Origin of the sequence: Pararhodobacter sp., assembly GCF_034676545.1 — a bacterium.
Classification (GTDB): domain Bacteria; phylum Pseudomonadota; class Alphaproteobacteria; order Rhodobacterales; family Rhodobacteraceae; genus Pararhodobacter.
This window is the reverse complement of sequence record NZ_JAUCBZ010000015.1, coordinates 3,010,011-3,026,642: the sequence shown is the minus strand read 5'-3', so window position 1 is coordinate 3,026,642 and position 16,632 is coordinate 3,010,011. Positions and strand designations below refer to the sequence as shown.

Genomic DNA, 16,632 nt, shown 5'->3' with positions numbered 1-16,632 from the left:
CAAGGAGCCTCCAACATGGCTAAAGAAGTAAAATTCGGCACCGAAGCCCGCAACAAGATGCTCAAGGGCGTCAACATTCTGGCGGATGCCGTCAAGGTGACCCTGGGCCCCAAGGGCCGCAACGTGGTCATCGACAAATCGTTCGGCGCACCGCGCATCACCAAGGACGGCGTGACCGTTGCCAAGGAGATCGAGCTGTCCGACAAGTTCGAGAACATGGGCGCGCAGATGGTCAAGGAAGTGGCCAGCCGCACCAATGACGAAGCCGGCGACGGCACCACGACCGCCACGGTTCTGGCGCAGGCCATCGTGCGCGAGGGCATGAAAGCCGTCGCGGCGGGCATGAACCCGATGGACCTCAAGCGCGGCATCGACACGGCGACCGCCAATGTCGTCGCGGCGATCCGCAAGATGTCGCGTCCGGTCAAGGACAGCGACGAAGTGGCTCAGGTTGGCACCATCTCGGCCAACGGTGAGGCGCAGATCGGCCGTTTCATCGCGGATGCGATGCAGAAGGTCGGCAACGAGGGTGTGATCACCGTCGAAGAAAACAAAGGCATGGATACCGAGGTCGAAGTCGTCGAGGGCATGCAGTTCGACCGTGGCTACCTGTCGCCTTACTTCGTGACCAACCCGGACAAGATGGTTGCGGATCTGGAAGATTGCTACATCCTGCTGCACGAAAAGAAGCTGTCGTCGCTGCAGGCGATGGTGCCGCTGCTCGAGGCTGTCATCCAGTCGCAAAAGCCGCTGCTGATCATTGCTGAAGATGTCGAAGGCGAAGCGCTGGCGACCCTCGTGGTCAACAAGCTGCGCGGTGGTCTGAAGATCGCGGCCGTCAAGGCGCCGGGCTTTGGCGACCGTCGCAAGGCGATGTTGCAGGACATCGCGATCCTGACCGGTGGTCAGGTGATCTCGGAAGATCTGGGCATGAAGCTGGAGTCGGTGACGCTGGACATGCTTGGCACCGCCAAGAAGATCTCGATCAACAAGGACACCACCACCATCATTGATGGCGCTGGCGAAAAGGCCGAGATCGAGTCGCGTGTTTCGCAGATCCGTCAGCAGATCGAAGAGACCACGTCCGACTACGACAAGGAAAAGCTGCAAGAGCGTCTGGCCAAGCTGGCTGGCGGTGTTGCGGTGATCCGCGTCGGTGGCATGACCGAAACCGAAGTGAAAGAGCGCAAGGACCGCGTTGATGACGCCCTGAACGCGACCCGTGCGGCCGTGCAGGAAGGCGTGATCGTTGGCGGTGGCGTGGCTCTGGTTCAGGCGGCAAAAGGTCTGATCGGCCTGACCGGCGACAACAGCGACCAGACCGCAGGTATCACCATCGTGCGCCGCGCGCTTGAAGCGCCGCTGCGTCAGATCGCCGATAACGCAGGCGTTGACGGTGCGGTTGTTGCGGGCAAGGTCCGTGAGTCGACCGACCTGAACTTTGGCTTCAACGCGCAGACCGAAGAATATGGCGACATGTTTGCCTTTGGTGTGATCGACCCGGCCAAAGTGACGCGTCACGCGCTGGAAGATGCAGCCTCGATCGCCGGCCTGTTGGTCACGACCGAAGCCATGATCGCCGACAAGCCAGAGCCGAAGGGCCAGGGCGGCGGCGGCGGTATGCCGGACATGGGCGGCATGGGCGGCATGGGCGGCATGATGTAATCATGCGCCATAAGGCACAGGGAAAGGGGCAGCCGGTTGGCTGCCCCTTTTTTCATGCGCTTATGCCACGAGGGGCGCTCACGCGCCGGCTGCGGTTTGCCGCGTCGTCTATTCGGTGGAAATCTCTGTCTTTGCAGTTGACCCGCGCAGCGCGGCTAGCCGTGTGCCGTTGGGGCAGAAGGATGGCGCCTGGTCGGTGTGACCGTCGCGACGGTCCAGAAACACGGCGCAGAGCTTGGGCTCTGGGCAGCTGTTACAGGCCTGCATCATTGCGCTGAGTGTTGCGACTGGCAACGTGTTGGTGCGCAGAGCGGCGGCGAGGTCGATATCCATCGCGCGCACCATGTCCCACATCAGCAATTTTGACTCAGGATCAGGTGCGAAGAATTTGCCCTTGGGCGGCGGAGAGGTTTTGCGGGACATGTCTGCAATTTTCATAGCGGGTGTCTGGCTTTGCGACTGGCTTTGAGACTGGCCGAGCTACTGGTGACTCACGGGAGTCGATCGTACCACAAATAAAGATGAATTTAAAGTAAGCATTAAAATGCCGTCAGTCTGTGTTCCCCGCCGAGCGCTCGTTTGGCGCGAGTTTTTTTGTCGCAAGATCGCTTTTTGTGCCGTAAGAGATGCGATTGGGTGGGCATCCGGGCAGGCGGCGTCAGGGTGCGGCCCTGGGCTTGGGTCTCGATGGTTTCGCCGCTGGTATTGGCCCCGGACCAGACGCATGGCGCTGCGCGTCTTGCCGTCTTGCCGTCGTTCCGGCACGCTTTCATCGCGCAGCCATCCAGCCCCAGCGTTCGGCGGGTGGCCAGAAAGATGAGTATTTTTGGCAAGATGAAGACGGGGCGCTACCAGTGGGGTGGGCGTTGATCGGCGAGGGGGACGGCGGTGCCGCTGTCGGCCTCGCGTTCGGCCTCGCGCTCCATCAGGGCGCGGGTGCGGCGGGTGATGGCGTCAAGGAGGGTGCCTTGGTCGCGCACGATATCGGACAGATCCTCGACCGTGCGGGTGAGGTGGGCGATTTTTTTCTTCGAGCTGGGCGATGCGGTCGGTCATCGGGGTACAATGGCGCGGCAAAAGCAAGGCGTCAATCTGGGTTTTACGGCGGGTTCTTGCCCCTTCGGGGCGCTTGGGCTAGACCACGCGCGACAGTTTCAGGACCGGATCCATGAGCAAAGCCAAAGCCCCCCGCCGCACCCGTGCCGAGACCCCCAAGGGGTTTCGCGATTATTTTGGCCCCGAGGTCACTGCGCGCAACGAGATGTTGGCGCGGATCGCGGCGGTGTATCATCGCTATGGCTTTGATCCGCTGGAGACCAGCGCCGTGGAAACCGTTGAGGCGCTTGGCAAATTCCTGCCGGATGTGGATCGCCCGAATGCCGGGGTTTTTGCCTGGCAAGAGGAGGATGACAAGGATTGGCTGGCGCTGCGCTATGACCTGACGGCGCCTTTGGCGCGGGTGGCGGCGCAGTATCGCAATGATCTGCCCTCGCCTTACCGTCGTTATGCGATGGGGCCGGTGTGGCGCAATGAAAAGCCGGGGCCGGGGCGGTTTCGGCAGTTTTATCAGTGTGATGCGGATACGGTGGGGGCCTCGACGGTCGCGGCGGATGCCGAGATTTGCGCGATGCTGTCGGATGTGTTCGAGGATCTGGGGCTCGGCGGCGACTATGTCGTGCGGATCAACAACCGCAAGGTGCTCAACGGGGTGATGGAGGCGGCGGGGGTGTTGGACCCGTCCGAGCCAGAGCGGTTCGCGGAGGAGCGCGGCATCGTGTTGCGCGCCATCGACAAGCTGGACCGGCTGGGCGAGGAGGGCGTGCGGGCCTTGCTGGGCGCGGGGCGCAAGGATGAGAGCGGCGATTTCACCAAGGGCGCGGGGTTGCCGGATGCGGCGGCGGATATCGTGCTGGCGTTCACCGCGGCGCGGCGTGACAGCGGGGCCGAAACCTGCGCGGTGTTGCGCGGGTTGGTCGGGGCCTCGGTGATCGGCGCTGAGGGTGTCGCGGAGTTGGAGGAGATGGCGCGGTTGCTGGAGGCGCAGGGATACGGGCCCGACCGGATCGTCATTGACCCCTCGGTGGTGCGCGGTTTGGGCTATTATACCGGGCCGGTGTATGAGGCGGAATTGACGTTCGAAATCCTCGACGAGAAGGGGCGCAAAAAGCAGTTTGGCTCGGTTGCCGGGGGTGGGCGCTATGACGATCTGGTCAAGCGCTTTACCGGGCAGGTGGTGCCGGCGACCGGGGTGTCCATTGGTGTGGATCGCTTGCTGGCGGCGCTGACCGCCAAGGGGCGCGGCGCGGAAACTGTGCAAGGCCCGGTGGTGGTGACGGTGATGGATAAGGCGCGCATGGCCGAATATCAGGCGATGGTCGGCGAGTTGCGGCGCGCGGGCATTCGGGCCGAGGTCTATCTGGGCAACCCGAAGAACTTTGGCAACCAGTTGAAATACGCGGATAAACGCGGCTCGCCGGTGGCGATCATCCAGGGCTCGGATGAGGCGGCCGCGGGGGTCATTCAGGTCAAGAACCTGATTCTGGGCGCGAAGATTGCCGAGAGCGCCAGTCTTGAGGAATGGAAGGCGCGGCCCGCGCAGGTCGAGGTGGCGCGCGCTGATCTGGTCAAGACGGTGCAGGCGATGCTGGACGATCCTCTGTGATGGCGGCCCCTGTGATGGCGGTGTCGACGAACGGGGCGGTGCAGGCGGCGCGGGCCGAGGGGCAGCGGCTGTTTGGCGCGTTCCAGACCTGGGGCGCGGTGCCGGTCGAGGCGGCGATCTTGCAGCCCGCCGAGACGCTGCTGGATCTGTATGGCGAGGATATTCGCGCGCGGGCCTATGTCACGCAGGACCCCAGCCTGGGCGAGATGATGCTGCGCCCGGATTTTACCGTGCCGGTGGTGCAGGCGCATATGGCGCAGGGTGCGGAGCCGGCGCGCTATTGCTATCTGGGCGAGGTGTTTCGCAAGCAGGAGGGGCTGGGCGGGGCGCGGGCCTCGGAATATTTGCAGGTCGGCTACGAGGTGTTCGACCGCGAGCAGCCGTTGCGCGCCGATGCCGAGGTGTTCGCGCTGTTCGCGCGGCTGTTGGCGGGGCGCGGATTGCGGGCCTCGACGGGCGACATCGGCATCTTGCGGGCGGCGGTGGCGGGTCTGCCGACCTCGGACACGCGCAAGGCGGCCTTGATGCGGCATCTGTGGCGGCCTGCGCGGTTTCGCGCCTTGCTGGAGCGGTTCGCGGGGCGCGCGCCGATGCCAAAGGGCCGCGCGGATTTGCTGGCGCGTCTGGCGGCCGGTGAGGCGGTGGGCTGCGATCTGCCGCAGATCGGCCTGCGCAGCCGCGACGAGGTTGAGGCGCGCATGGCGCGATTGGCCGAGGATGCGGCGACGATGGCGATTCCGGGCGATCTGGTGGACGGGCTGGAGGCGCTGTTGAGCGTCGCCGACAAAGCGCCCAAGGCACTGGCGCAGATGCGGGGATTTGCCGCCGAAATGCCGTGGATCACGCCGTCGCTGGACCTGTTCGAGCAGCGTCTGACCGCGCTGTCGGCGCATGCTGTGGACCTGGGCGCGCTGGATTTCGAGGCCAGTTACGGGCGCACCACGCTGGAATATTATGACGGGTTTGTGTTTGGCTTCTCGGCCGAGAACCGTGCGGACCTGCCGCCGGTGGCCAGTGGCGGGCGCTATGATGCGCTGACCGCGGTGCTGGGGCAGGGGCGCTCGATCCCGGCGGTGGGCGGCGTGATCCGTCCGGCCCTTTTGGTGGATCTGGAGGGGCGCGCATGAGCCGGGTGAAGATCGGCGTGCCGTCGAAAGGCCGTCTGATGGAGCAGAGTTTCGACTGGTTCGCGGCGCGCGGCATCACCATGCGCCGCACCGGGGCCGAGCGGGAATATTCGGGCGCCGTGGACGGGGTCGAGGGGGTCGATCTGGTGCTGCTGTCGGCCTCGGAAATTCCGCGCGAGATGGCGGCGGGGCGGCTGCATCTGGGGGTCACCGGCACCGATCTGGTGCAGGAAAAACTGGCCGACCCGGCGGCCCAGGTCGAGGTTCTGGCGGAAATGGGTTTTGGTCAGGCTGATCTGATCCTTGCGGTGCCCGAGGCGTGGGTCGATGTGGAAACCCTGGACGATCTGGACGCGGTGGCGGCGGCGTTTCGCGCCGATCACGGGTTCCGGCTGCGGATTGCCACGAAATATCACCGGCTGGTGCGTGACTTTTTGCGCAAGCAGGGGGTGGCGGATTATCAACTGGTGGACAGTCAGGGCGCGACCGAGGGCACGATCCGCAACCTGACCGCCGAAGCGGTGGCGGATATCACCTCGACCGGGGAAACTCTGCGGGCGAACCATTTGAAAATATTGGATATCGAGCCGATTTTACGCTCGCAGGCCACGCTGTTCCGGGCGCTGGCCGCCGACTGGGATGCCGAGGCGCTGCGCATTTTGTCGCGCCTGCGGGCCGGGTTGGGGGTCTGAATGGCGGAGCCGTTGGAGGGGATCGAGAACATCCGAGCGATTGCCTGGGATTTCGACGGGGTGCTGAACCGCGCCGGGGTTGCGGGGGCGGATGGGCTGTTTCGCTGGCAGCACCGGATGGCGGCGGAATTCGGCATCGAGACGGCGGATCTGGCGCAGCGCGTGTTCGGCCATGATCCGCGCGCGCTGATGACCGGCACAGAGGATATTCTGGACCGGCTGGAGGCCTGGGTGCGCGAGACGGGCTTTGAGGGCGATGCCGAGGATCTGCTGGAGATGTGGTTTGTCGCCGAGCATGAGCCCGATGACGACCTGAAACGGCTGATTGATCAGGTGGACCGCGTGGGCGTGACGCAGGTCATGGCGACCAATAACGACCCGCGCCGCTTGCGGTTTATCGCGACCGAGGGCGGCTGGGCCGACACGGTGGACGCGATCTTTGCCTCGGGGGAGATGGGGGTGATGAAGCCGGACGTCGATTTCTACGCCCGGATCGAGGCGGCGCTGGGGCTGGAGGCGGCGGAAATCCTGCTGATTGACGATCAGGCGCGCAACACCGATGCCGCCGAGAGGCGCGGTTGGCTCGCGTGGCAGTACCAGCCCGGCGGGGCGATGGCGCTGGCACAGGCGCTGATGCCGCTGTTGCTGCGCGGGCAGCCCTGAGGTTAGGGGGGCTTTGCCCCCCTCTTCGGCGATGCCGAATTCACCCCCCAGAGTATTTTTGGCAAGATGAGGGGGGCGATTTAGGGTTTGTCAATCACCCCATCGTAGGCTTGGGGCTGGTCAGGCGTCTGGTGCGGTCAGGATCTGGCCGGTGACCGTGCCGCCGTCGGCCACGAATTCGCTACCGGTCGAGAAGCTCGCTTCGCACAGGATGAAGCGCACCATGCGGGCGATTTCTTCGGGCTCGGCAAAGCGGGGGATCGGCTGGTTCTGGGTTGTCTCATCGCCGAACCCTTCGGTCATCGGCGTGCGCACGCCACCGGGATGGATCGAGGCGATGCGAATGCCCTGCGGTGCCAGGTCGAGGGCGGCGGCTTTGGTGAGGCCGCGCAGGCCCCATTTCGAGGCGGTATAGGCCGCAAGCCCGCCGTAGCCCATCAGGCCGGCGGTGGAGGAGGTGTTGACGATCGCGCCGCCGCCGGCCTTGGCAATGGCCGGTGCGGTGATATGGATGCCCAGAAACGCGCCGGTCAGGTTGATGTCGAGGACGCGGGCGAAATCTTTGGGCGTTGTGCTGAGGACGGTGCCCAGACCGAGGATGCCGGCGTTGTTGAACAAGGCGTTGACGCCGCCAAAGGCGTGCTCGGCCTCGGCCACGGCACGGGTCCAGTCGCTGGCTTTGGTGACATCGAGGTGGCAATACAGCGCGCCGGTCTCGGCGGCGAGGGCTTCGCCCTTGTCGTCCAGAATGTCGGCAATCAACACCTTGGCCCCTTGGGCGGCGAGCATGCGAACAGTCGCCGCGCCAATGCCCTGGGCACCGCCGGTGACGATGAGTTTGAGGTCTTTGGGGTCGATCCGGTGCATGGCCTGTCTCCTGTTTTGCTCTGCCTGTAGAGCATCACAAATGGCAGGGTGCGGCGTTGATCTGGAGCAATGGCCGCCTAATGCAGGCCGAATTCCGCCAAGGCCTCGGCCATGCCGGGGGGCAGGGTATCGTCGCCCGCGCGCTTTTTCGGCAGGTCGCGCGGCGTGTCGGCGTCGTTCAGGTAGCGCCAGCCCTGGAACGGGCGGCGGGGTGCGGGTTCGGTGCGGTGAACCTCGGGGTCCAGCACGATGGCGCAGCGGTTGATCCCATCCTCGCCGGTCACCGGATCGAGCCGCAGGATGCGTTGCCGGGCCAGAACCTGACCCTTGAACACCCAATAGAGCGAGCCGCCGTCCAGCACTTCGTCGCGGCGTTTGGGCGTCATGCGGGTGATGTGGCGCGGCAAACCATCGGCGCCTTTGGCCCGCGCCGAGGCCTGCCAGTCGAGCAAATCCTCGACACCGTCCGCGCCGACGCAGAGTTTGATGATGTTCACGCTCATGCCGCCTTATGTGATGCGCCGGGCCGCGGGATCAAGGGGCAATGTTGTTTCCGCTCCGTTGACCCGGCGCGACCGCTGGACTATGTTTGTTCTTCTTTCCGCAGGTCAGTCAGGAACACCGCCATGAGCCCCAGTGTGCGCGATACCGCGAGCCGTTTTGCCGCCCCGATCGCCGAACAAATCTGGGACATGAAATACCGGTTCAAGAATGCCGACGGCCAGCCGCTGGATGCAACCCTGCAAGACAGCTGGCGGCGCGTGGCGCGGGCGCTGGCCTCGGTCGAGGGGGAGCCGCAGGTCTGGGAAGACCGGTTCTATGGCGCGCTCGAGGATTTTCGCTTTCTGCCGGCCGGACGCATCCTGGCCGGGGCGGGCACCGGGCGCTCGGTCACCCTGTTCAACTGTTTCGTCATGGGCACGATCCCCGACAGCATGGGCGGCATTTTCGAGATGCTCAAGGAGGCCGCGCTGACGATGCAGCAGGGCGGTGGAATTGGCTATGATTTCAGCACGATACGCCCCAAGGGTGCGCCGGTTTCCGGGGTTGCCGCCGATGCCTCGGGGCCGTTGAGCTTCATGGATGTCTGGGACGCGATGTGCCGCACGATCATGTCGGCGGGGTCGCGGCGCGGGGCGATGATGGCAACGATGCGTTGCGATCACCCGGATGTCGAGGCGTTCATCGCCGCGAAACAGGACAGCGCGCGGCTGCGCATGTTCAACCTGTCGGTGCTGATCACCGATCCGTTCATGGAGGCCGTCAAGACCAACGCCGCCTGGGATCTGGTGTTCGAGGGGCGGATTTATCGCACGGTTCAGGCGCGCGATCTGTGGAACCGGATCATGCAGGCGACCTATGATTTTGCTGAACCCGGCGTGATTTTCATCGACCGGATCAATGCCGCGAACAACCTTGCCTATGTGGAAACCATCGCCGCGACCAACCCCTGCGGCGAGCAGCCGTTGCCCCCTTACGGCGCGTGTCTGCTGGGGTCGATCAACCTGTCGCGGCTGGTGCAAAACGCGTTCGAGACCGGCGCGCAGGTTGATGAAACCGAGCTGACCGAGCTGGTCGCCACCGCCGTGCGGATGATGGACAATGTGGTTGATGCCAGCCGTTTCCCGCTGCCGCAACAAGAAGCCGAGGCGCAGGCCAAGCGGCGCATCGGGCTGGGCGTAACGGGTCTGGCGGATGCGCTGCTGATGGTGGGCCTGCGCTATGGCTCGGACGAGGCCGTGGCGCAGACCGAGGTCTGGATGAAGGCGATTGCACGCGCGGCCTATCTGGCCTCGGTCGATCTGGCGCGCGAAAAGGGCGCGTTTCCGCTGTTTGACGCCGAGAACTATCTGGCCTCGGGCACCATGCTGGGCATGGATGGCGATGTGCGCGATCTGGTGCGCGAGCATGGCATCCGCAACGCCTTGCTGACCTCGATTGCGCCGACGGGCACCATCAGCCTTTATGCCGGCAACGTCAGTTCGGGGATCGAGCCGGTGTTTGCCTACGCCTATAAACGCAAGGTTTTGCAAAAGGATGGCTCGCGCACCGAGGAGGAGGTCGTGGATTATGCCGTGGCCCTGTGGCGGCAGAAATTCGGGGACGCGCCGCTGCCGGACTACTTTGTCTCGGCGCAATCGCTGGACCCGCTGGACCATGTGAAAATGCAGGCGGCGGCGCAGAAATGGGTGGATTCGTCGATCTCCAAGACCATCAACTGCCCCGAGGATATCTCCTTCGAGGCGTTCAAGGACGTCTATCTGGCGGCCTGGGATATGGGCTGCAAGGGCTGCACGACCTACCGGCCGAATGCGGTGACGGGGAGTGTGTTGACGGTTTCGGCGAAAAGCCGAAGTTCACCGGGAGTTCGGTTTCAGAGCGGATCCAAAGCGCCGCCCCGGACGTCATCGCCAAAGACATGTCGGCCCCCAATCAACCCCATGGCGACGTCATCTATCTCTCGGAACCCCTTGCGCGGCCCGAGGCGCTGGAGGGGCAGACCTATAAGCTGAAATGGCCGGTCAGCGAGCACGCGATTTATATCACGGTGAATGACGTGGTGGTCGGCGGGCGGCGGCAGCCGTTCGAGGTGTTCATCAACTCGAAAAACATGGAGCATTACGCCTGGACCGTGGCGCTGACGCGGATGATTTCGGCGGTGTTCCGGCGCGGCGGCGATGTGTCGTTTGTCGTCGAGGAGTTGAAGGCCGTGTTCGACCCGCGCGGCGGAGCCTGGATGCAGGGCAAATACATACCCTCGATCCTGGCCGCGATTGGCGGCGTGATCGAGGAACATCTGGTGGCGATCGGCTTCATCGAAGGGGCCGGATTGGGGTTGAAATCAGACCCCAAGGCCTCGACCGGCGGGTCGCGGGCGGCGGCCTGTCCGTCGTGTGGGGCGTATGAATTGGTGATGATCGAAGGCTGCATGACCTGCCGCGCCTGCGGGCATTCAAAATGCGGGTGAGTAGGTTCGAGCGGGTGTGTGTGTTGACAACCTAAGTTTGGCCATCACAGGCTAAGAGCGGCCATTTCACAACTTAACGGCGGCTATTTGGCAAAAAGCACTTATCGCGGCGGATTTTGTCCGCCGTTCTCAGGTATGGTTCCTGATATGCCTTGCCTTGCAATATAGGCCCGCAAGTGGGTGCAGGACAAATTATTGGTGACGTTTGTTGGGGAAGCTTCATCAGGTTATTCGAAGCAATGGATTTTTCCGTTCCTTTCTCAGGAAACTCCGCCTTCGGTTCGTAGGATTTTGGCATTTTTTGCAAAAATAAACCCCACAGGAATACCTGCGGGGTTTGCTTGCTCTTGTTCTGGGGAATTTGGCCGAAACTTGGTCCCGGTGGTTGCTCTACCTGACGGCCCGGCCTTGCCGATGGGTTCAGGGCGTCATGCGACTTTCGTCCAGGCGATTTGATCTTCTGCATCCAGGCGCGCGAGCAGCAGGTCCCGCATGATGAGAACCTTCTGGAAATGCTGCCGGATCTGATTGATACAAGCGCCGCTTTCCCACAGAATTGGAACCGTTTTAACTTTGCCGATTGCGCCGAGATCGGGATCATTGATCCGATCAAAAACGCCGCGTTCTCCGAGCGTTTCCTGAGCCAGAAGGGTGTCGAGGAGTTCTTGAATGCGCCCTATCTGTTGGGGCGCAGTCTCCGAAACCGGGCCATCACTTCGCAAAATGACAATGGCTGTGGTCAAAGTTGCACTATCTGAGGCCGATAAGTTTGCTTCGTTTTCTTCAACGTCAGCATGCACGAATCGCAAGGCCGCTTCTCTGATCGGTTGCATTTCGGGCCATCGTGTTTCACGATATCTGCTGCACATCGTAGTTGTGGCACTCTCGTTTCAACTATCTAAACGAACCTTGGTGACGTCAGTTGGGAGTTGCGTTTGAATGGGTTGTTTTGTGCGGATAGCACTTTGATGAAGAACATTGCCTGGGTCCTGCCCGCCGTCATCACGGCTCTTGTCATCGAGGCCGGATATGCTTGGGAATTTTGGATACCCATTCCGTTTTTACTCCTCGGCATAGCGGTTGCCATTGCGGGTTCCATGGGCGGAACATACGCCGGCTTTCTTGCCGGAATGATAACTGTGGCCGTTCTGGTTCACGCACATGTTGCCGTGCTGGGGTCGCAATTGTTGTCGACGGATTTGAGGCAGGTTGTCTTGGCGTCGGTGTTCTTCATGCTGATTGGTGTCTGGCTCGGGCGATTGAGAGATCAGCGCGATTCCAGTATCAAGGCGCTTCGCGAGATTGAGAGAGGCCTTGAAACATCGCTGCAAAAAGAGCTGTCAGAGAATGAAAAAAAGGCGATCAAGGTTGCCGAAAGCGAAAAGCGGCTGAATACGGCGGTTCGCATTGCGGGCCTTGGCCACTTCACCTTTGATGTCGCGACTGGCAATTGCACCTATTGTTCCGATCAGCACGCCGCACATTTCGGCCTGACCCCCGACGAATTCCGAGCGCGGACAGCAGGGTTCACGCCGAACCTGTTCTACATACACCGCGACGATCAGCCGCTCGTTCTGGAGGCAATTCAGCGGCTGGCCACGGGTCAGCCCCAGATCTTCGAATTCCGCGGGGTGCGCCCCGATGGCGAGATCCGGTATATCCGCGTCATCGAAGAACCCAACCTGGATGAAAACGGCAAGCACATTGAGAATGTTGGCACCAGCATTGACCTGACGGACCTGCGGCTGGCCGAGATGCGCCTGCGTCAATCACAACGGATCGAGGCCATCGGCACGTTGACCGGCGGGGTGGCGCATGATTTCAACAACTTGCTGGCCATCATCCTTGGCAATCTCGAATTGAGCCTTGAGGACAGTCGCAAGGACGACATGCGCGGGCTGGTGCAAGCGGCGATCAAGGCGACCTTGCGGGGGGCCGATCTGACGCGAAGCCTGCTCAGCTTTTCCCAGCAAGCCCATCTTGAGCCAAAACGCCTCAATTTGAGCGAGCGCATTCAACACACAATGGACTGGGCCGCCCGCGTTCTTCCCGAGACGATCACCATCGAGAATATATCTGCCGAGGGGCTGTGGGATGTTGAACTGGATGCGACATCCCTTGAGAACGCGCTGATCAACCTCCTCCTCAATGCCCGCGATGCGATGCCGGACGGCGGCAAAATCACCATAGAAACCAGCAACATCCGTGTTGGAGACGATCCCGGTTCTGTGGCGATGGAGGGGGTCGCGGCGGGTCAGTATGTCGTGCTGGCCGTCAGCGATACCGGTCACGGCATTCCAGAGGGCAAGTTCGACGTGATCTTCGAGCCATTCTACACCGAGAAACCTGCGGGCCAGGGGTCTGGTCTGGGGCTTTCCATGGTGCAGGGCTTTATCGCCCAGTCTGGCGGTGCGATCCGCGTCACGTCTGAAATCGGTGTCGGAACCACGTTCAAACTCTATTTCAAAGCCGTGGATCAAGGCGCGGTTGCCATCAAAGCTGATGACGCTGTGCCGGTTCATCCTGCCATGGCGCGCAACAGGATCCTCTATGTCGAAGATGAAGCGGAGGTCATGCGTATTGTGAAACGTATTCTGGAAAGTGCCGGGTATTTGGTCACGACCGCCCGGAATGGCGACGAGGCCTTGCAGGTGTTCAAGGATAATAGGCCATTTGACCTCGTTTTGACCGATGTGGTGATGCCCGGCAATCTTCAGGGGCCCGCCTTGATCACGGCCCTTCGGCGCATAGATGCAGACCTGCCGTGCATTTGCCTGACGGGCTACACGCGACAGGAGACGGAACAAGACCATGAATTTGCGCCGTCCGATATCCATTTGATGAAGCCCGTCAGACGCGCAGACTTGCTCAATGCGCTGTCCAAAGTGCTGGTTGGAACAGGCGAACCCGATTGATGACCGGGGGGGTGTTTCCTTGCTAGTAACAATGAACTTGCACCAAGCCCGAATTCGTGTGCCTATGGTGCTTGACTTGGGTTTCGCAGCTTGGTGGCATGCAACAAGACGTAGATGACAAACGACTGATGGCTGCAATCGTTTTGCTCGAACGGTTTGTCCGCGATATTTACCCGGAAAAGAACTCGTCGGCCATTCAGCCGTTGCAATGGTCAATCCTGCGCTATTTGGCGCGGATGCCCGACGACCGCTGCGAGGTTCGCTGGATTGCTCAGTATCTGGGGTTGACGCGCGCGCCGGTGACCCGCGCCGTCGCAACGCTGGAAAACCGCAATCTGGTGAGCCAAAAAACCAGCCGCGAGGACGCGCGCACCAACACGATCGCGTTGACGAAACAGGGCATCGCAACCCTGGCAAAGGACCCGATTTTGGGTGCCGCAGAGCGTATTCGTGCCCTTCCTCTTGACGATCAAACCCAGTTCATCAACTCTGTTCGCTCCCTTACCTTGAATTTCGGGGGCCGTAGCGTTGACCGACCGTAAACGAGTTTTGCTCGTCGAAGACGATCCCGAAATGCGAGCGGTCATCGCCGCGTTTCTATCGCCTGACAACTTCGATGTAACCGAGGCCGATGACGCAAAGGTCGCGACACAAAACCTGTCGGAGGGAGGGTCCTTCGACCTCGCCATCATTGATTTCTGGTTGGGTCAGGATCACGCTGTGTCGATCATGGATGCGATTACGTCGCAAGAATATTCGATTCCGATTATCATGATATCGGGCGGCAAGCGCGGCATGGATCTGGAAGCAACCGCCGCCATCGCGGATATCAGCGGGGCTGTCGTATTCCTGCAAAAGCCCTTTCGGAAAGCCACTTTCCTGAAGGCGGTAGCGACAGCTCTAGCAACTTGAAGTGGAAAAATAACGGAGAAACCTTGCTTAACGCCAATATTGTTGCTAGTAGCAAGGAATGTTGACGCTTTGGAGAAGATCGCATGGATAAAACTGCACGAGATGCCCTCGCTGAAACCCGTGATGTGCTGAATGGTCTCAGTCATTTCCTCGGTGCGGTTGGCAGAGCGACGCGTTCGGATGCAAGCGCTGACCTCAAAGCCATTGAGATCAGCCTGACACGTATTTCCGATCAAATTGCCGCCATAAATCAGCGGGACAGTCAGCAGTGCCTTGATGCGGCGCCATTCCTTGCGCATGCGCAGCATTCTTGACATTTCACCTGATGAAAAATGTTGGCTGAAAAGGTCAAGCAAGTGCAAACAACTGTTTACGTAACGGATGACGACCCCGAGTTCCGATCAACTATCGGAAAAATTCTCGACGGTACGGAATACAAGTTTCAGATATTCGCGAGCAGCGACGAATTGGTCGATGCCTTGGTCAATTCCGACAGCAACGCAATCGTCTTCCTCGATCTTCATATGGAACGTGAAAACGGCATTGCGACCATCACGAGATTGCAGCCTTATAATCAGAGAATCCGGCTGCGTTTCATTACGGGTGGTGCAAGATCTCTGGCGGATACTGCAGAACTGATTGCAAAGGCACGAAGCATCAATGTTGGTGAGACGCTCTACAAACCATTCCCTCGGCAAGCCTTTGTCGATGCGATTTCTGACGATATTGGTCTGATAGCGCGCTAAAAAAGGCAAGAACTTGGGATATCAGGTGTTTAACTGATAGAAAACGTAGAGAAATTTCCGGTCCGACGCATGGCTTCTCAATTTATATGATCCGTTGCGTGCCGAATAAATCTACTTCGTGTGCTTGTGTTCAATTTCGTTCGAAATTGAGAGCGCGTTTTCAACGGCGGCAATCAGTTCCGACTGCCTGACTGGCGTCATCAATCGGATCGCCTCTTGACGCAAACCGTTGCCATGGACCGTTGCTTCGCTCGCATAACCAGACATGAAAATGATCGTTAAAGCTCGGCGAGAACTTCATGCGACGGTCCTGAAACGGAATACCGCCCCTTGGTTTCGCCGATCTCGTGCTCGATCTGCATCGTCTCATCCCTCGATAGGGTCAGTTTTGGTCGCGGACTGATGCTGCGTCAGCCCTTTTTTTTCCATCGCGTTTGTCGAATGACAGGGACGTTGCCCCGAAAACCTCCCAGATGAAGGCGGCGACCGGCCCGGTGATGGGCTTGCGTTGACGGAAGGCAAAGATTTCGATGTCAAAGCTGAGATGGGTATCAGGAAGCTTGATCTCTTGCAGCGTGCCCTGCGCCAGTTCTTGCGAAATCAAATGTTCGGGCAGGCGCCCCCAGCCAAGACCACTTGCAAGCAAGTGTTTTTTCATGTGCAGGTCACTGACATACCACCGCCTTTGCCCCTTCTGGACACCAAACTCGCGGTCGAGCAAACCAGAGGCTTGGCCACTGTCGCGCGCGATGATCTGATGGAACCGCCGAAGGTCGGTCAGTGTCCGACTGGCGCCCATCGCGTCGACAAGCGACGGCGCCGCGACGTTGCGCATGACCGATGTGCCCACGGGCCTGTAGTCGAAACCTGCCTCTTCCAGCATGACCTGGATCGCGGGGGCCACGGCAAGCGCGGCCGCCCCCGATTGCACCGCCTGAATCGCGCCAGACAGAACCTCGGCCTGCAGGATCACGCGCGTGTCAGGAAAGCGTTCCTGGACGCCGATCAACACGGGCGTCAGGATATCCGGATCGGCGGCGGCGTCGAGGGCGATGGTGATCGTCTCCTCCTGGCCTTTCTCGAAATGCTTGATCAACGCGGTCAGATCCTCTGCTTCGGACAGAACCCGCAAGGATTGCAGATAGACCCGCTTGCCAACCGGTGTGAGTTCCAGCCGATAGCCAGAGCGGTCGAACAGTTCGGTCCCGGTTTGCAGCTCCAGCGCCTTCAGCGCCTGACTTATCGCAGGCTGCGTGCGGTTCAGGGCCTCGGCCGCCAGTTTGACCGTTCCTGTTTCGACCACCGCGCGCAGCACCTTCAGTTGATCCAGTTTCATAGGCAACCCACATGTTAAGCAGTTCTTATATAGAGCCGCAAAACATATAATTATTAATTCATCTTTTGAAGGACTAAAA

Annotated in this window: 18 protein-coding genes; 12 read left to right on the top strand and 6 right to left on the bottom strand. The window is 60.9% G+C overall.

From position 1 onward, the window contains the following. Positions 1–15: 15 nt before the first annotated feature. On the top strand, positions 16–1,665 hold the full coding sequence (groL, locus tag VDQ28_RS18255; protein ID WP_323037284.1) for a chaperonin GroEL: 1,650 nt from the start codon (positions 16–18) through the stop codon (positions 1,663–1,665). Between the two features lie 108 nt (positions 1,666–1,773). Here the strand turns inward: groL and VDQ28_RS18250 are convergent, their stop codons facing one another. After that, complete coding sequence (locus VDQ28_RS18250; protein ID WP_323037283.1) at positions 1,774–2,088, bottom strand: DUF6455 family protein; 315 nt, start codon at positions 2,086–2,088, stop codon at positions 1,774–1,776. Between the two features lie 425 nt (positions 2,089–2,513). Next, positions 2,514–2,645: a hypothetical protein gene (locus tag VDQ28_RS18245; RefSeq protein ID WP_323037282.1), complete on the bottom strand. Its 132-nt coding sequence runs from the start codon at positions 2,643–2,645 to the stop codon at positions 2,514–2,516. Positions 2,646–2,833: 188 nt separating this feature from the next. Between VDQ28_RS18245 and hisS the strand changes: the two genes are divergently transcribed. Genes hisS through VDQ28_RS18225 form a run of 4 tightly spaced genes read left to right on the top strand, consistent with a single transcriptional unit; the run spans position 2,834 to position 6,809 of the window. Beyond that, a complete protein-coding gene (hisS, locus tag VDQ28_RS18240) occupies positions 2,834–4,327 on the top strand; it encodes a histidine--tRNA ligase (protein ID WP_323037281.1) in 1,494 nt (497 codons plus the stop codon). Then, positions 4,327–5,454: an ATP phosphoribosyltransferase regulatory subunit gene (locus VDQ28_RS18235; RefSeq protein ID WP_323037280.1), complete on the top strand. Its 1,128-nt coding sequence runs from the start codon at positions 4,327–4,329 to the stop codon at positions 5,452–5,454. Before hisS ends, VDQ28_RS18235 begins: the two co-directional genes overlap by 1 nt. Then, positions 5,451–6,146: an ATP phosphoribosyltransferase gene (hisG, locus tag VDQ28_RS18230; protein ID WP_323037279.1), complete on the top strand. Its 696-nt coding sequence runs from the start codon at positions 5,451–5,453 to the stop codon at positions 6,144–6,146. Before VDQ28_RS18235 ends, hisG begins: the two co-directional genes overlap by 4 nt. After that, positions 6,147–6,809 carry an HAD-IA family hydrolase gene (locus tag VDQ28_RS18225; RefSeq protein ID WP_323037278.1) on the top strand — a complete coding sequence of 221 codons (663 nt, stop codon included), beginning with the start codon at positions 6,147–6,149 and terminating at the stop codon, positions 6,807–6,809. A gap of 120 nt (positions 6,810–6,929) precedes the next feature. Here VDQ28_RS18225 and VDQ28_RS18220 read toward each other — a convergent pair whose 3' ends face one another. Both VDQ28_RS18220 and VDQ28_RS18215 read right to left on the bottom strand, forming a co-directional pair. After that, the gene (locus tag VDQ28_RS18220) at positions 6,930–7,676 is read right to left on the bottom strand and encodes an SDR family oxidoreductase (protein ID WP_323037277.1); all 747 of its coding nucleotides are present in this window, start codon (positions 7,674–7,676) and stop codon (positions 6,930–6,932) included. Between the two features lie 77 nt (positions 7,677–7,753). Continuing rightward, the gene (locus tag VDQ28_RS18215; protein ID WP_323037276.1) at positions 7,754–8,179 is read right to left on the bottom strand and encodes a DUF1489 domain-containing protein; all 426 of its coding nucleotides are present in this window, start codon (positions 8,177–8,179) and stop codon (positions 7,754–7,756) included. 123 nt (positions 8,180–8,302) lie between these two features. Between VDQ28_RS18215 and VDQ28_RS18210 the strand changes: the two genes are divergently transcribed. After that, positions 8,303–10,189: an adenosylcobalamin-dependent ribonucleoside-diphosphate reductase gene (locus VDQ28_RS18210; RefSeq protein WP_416349402.1), complete on the top strand. Its 1,887-nt coding sequence runs from the start codon at positions 8,303–8,305 to the stop codon at positions 10,187–10,189. Then, entirely contained in the window at positions 10,096–10,644 is a 549-nt protein-coding gene (locus VDQ28_RS22680) for a hypothetical protein (RefSeq protein WP_416349401.1), read from the top strand. The genes VDQ28_RS18210 and VDQ28_RS22680 overlap by 94 nt, the downstream gene beginning before the upstream one ends. 428 nt (positions 10,645–11,072) lie before the next feature. Here the strand turns inward: VDQ28_RS22680 and VDQ28_RS18205 are convergent, their stop codons facing one another. Beyond that, positions 11,073–11,477 carry a hypothetical protein gene (locus VDQ28_RS18205; protein WP_323037275.1) on the bottom strand — a complete coding sequence of 135 codons (405 nt, stop codon included), beginning with the start codon at positions 11,475–11,477 and terminating at the stop codon, positions 11,073–11,075. A gap of 135 nt (positions 11,478–11,612) precedes the next feature. Here VDQ28_RS18205 and VDQ28_RS18200 point away from each other — a divergent pair, with 135 nt between their 5' ends. The 5 genes from VDQ28_RS18200 to VDQ28_RS18180 all read left to right on the top strand — a co-directional run bounded on the left by VDQ28_RS18200 (position 11,613) and on the right by VDQ28_RS18180 (position 15,217). After that, the gene (locus VDQ28_RS18200) at positions 11,613–13,559 is read left to right on the top strand and encodes a hybrid sensor histidine kinase/response regulator (protein WP_323037274.1); all 1,947 of its coding nucleotides are present in this window, start codon (positions 11,613–11,615) and stop codon (positions 13,557–13,559) included. A gap of 128 nt (positions 13,560–13,687) precedes the next feature. Further along, positions 13,688–14,101, top strand: a complete 414-nt coding sequence (locus VDQ28_RS18195) for a MarR family winged helix-turn-helix transcriptional regulator (RefSeq protein WP_323037273.1) — start codon at positions 13,688–13,690, stop codon at positions 14,099–14,101. Next, positions 14,088–14,471, top strand: a complete 384-nt coding sequence (locus VDQ28_RS18190; protein WP_323037272.1) for a response regulator — start codon at positions 14,088–14,090, stop codon at positions 14,469–14,471. The genes VDQ28_RS18195 and VDQ28_RS18190 overlap by 14 nt, the downstream gene beginning before the upstream one ends. An 83-nt stretch (positions 14,472–14,554) precedes the next feature. Next, a complete protein-coding gene (locus VDQ28_RS18185; protein WP_323037271.1) occupies positions 14,555–14,785 on the top strand; it encodes a hypothetical protein in 231 nt (76 codons plus the stop codon). Positions 14,786–14,803: 18 nt separating this feature from the next. After that, a complete protein-coding gene (locus tag VDQ28_RS18180) occupies positions 14,804–15,217 on the top strand; it encodes a response regulator (protein ID WP_323037270.1) in 414 nt (137 codons plus the stop codon). A 382-nt stretch (positions 15,218–15,599) separates the two neighbouring features. On the opposite strand, the gene VDQ28_RS18175 is transcribed toward VDQ28_RS18180, so the two are convergent. Continuing rightward, positions 15,600–16,553 carry a LysR family transcriptional regulator gene (locus VDQ28_RS18175; RefSeq protein WP_323037269.1) on the bottom strand — a complete coding sequence of 318 codons (954 nt, stop codon included), beginning with the start codon at positions 16,551–16,553 and terminating at the stop codon, positions 15,600–15,602. Positions 16,554–16,632 lie beyond the last annotated feature (79 nt).

Excerpts from the sequence above, each read along its gene's own strand:
- groL (WP_323037284.1), top strand. The coding sequence starts at position 16 with ATGGCTAAAGAAGTAAAATTCGGCACCGAAGCCCGCAACAAGATGCTC.
- VDQ28_RS18250 (WP_323037283.1), bottom strand. The coding sequence starts at position 2,088 with ATGTCCCGCAAAACCTCTCCGCCGCCCAAGGGCAAATTCTTCGCACCT.
- hisS (WP_323037281.1), top strand. The coding sequence starts at position 2,834 with ATGAGCAAAGCCAAAGCCCCCCGCCGCACCCGTGCCGAGACCCCCAAG.
- VDQ28_RS18235 (WP_323037280.1), top strand. The coding sequence starts at position 4,327 with ATGGCGGCCCCTGTGATGGCGGTGTCGACGAACGGGGCGGTGCAGGCG.
- hisG (WP_323037279.1), top strand. The coding sequence starts at position 5,451 with ATGAGCCGGGTGAAGATCGGCGTGCCGTCGAAAGGCCGTCTGATGGAG.
- VDQ28_RS18225 (WP_323037278.1), top strand. The coding sequence starts at position 6,147 with ATGGCGGAGCCGTTGGAGGGGATCGAGAACATCCGAGCGATTGCCTGG.
- VDQ28_RS18220 (WP_323037277.1), bottom strand. The coding sequence starts at position 7,676 with ATGCACCGGATCGACCCCAAAGACCTCAAACTCATCGTCACCGGCGGT.
- VDQ28_RS18215 (WP_323037276.1), bottom strand. The coding sequence starts at position 8,179 with ATGAGCGTGAACATCATCAAACTCTGCGTCGGCGCGGACGGTGTCGAG.
- VDQ28_RS18210 (WP_416349402.1), top strand. The coding sequence starts at position 8,303 with ATGAGCCCCAGTGTGCGCGATACCGCGAGCCGTTTTGCCGCCCCGATC.
- VDQ28_RS22680 (WP_416349401.1), top strand. The coding sequence starts at position 10,096 with ATGTCGGCCCCCAATCAACCCCATGGCGACGTCATCTATCTCTCGGAA.
- VDQ28_RS18205 (WP_323037275.1), bottom strand. The coding sequence starts at position 11,477 with ATGCAACCGATCAGAGAAGCGGCCTTGCGATTCGTGCATGCTGACGTT.
- VDQ28_RS18200 (WP_323037274.1), top strand. The coding sequence starts at position 11,613 with ATGAAGAACATTGCCTGGGTCCTGCCCGCCGTCATCACGGCTCTTGTC.
- VDQ28_RS18195 (WP_323037273.1), top strand. The coding sequence starts at position 13,688 with ATGGCTGCAATCGTTTTGCTCGAACGGTTTGTCCGCGATATTTACCCG.
- VDQ28_RS18185 (WP_323037271.1), top strand. The coding sequence starts at position 14,555 with ATGGATAAAACTGCACGAGATGCCCTCGCTGAAACCCGTGATGTGCTG.
- VDQ28_RS18180 (WP_323037270.1), top strand. The coding sequence starts at position 14,804 with ATGTTGGCTGAAAAGGTCAAGCAAGTGCAAACAACTGTTTACGTAACG.
- VDQ28_RS18175 (WP_323037269.1), bottom strand. The coding sequence starts at position 16,553 with ATGAAACTGGATCAACTGAAGGTGCTGCGCGCGGTGGTCGAAACAGGA.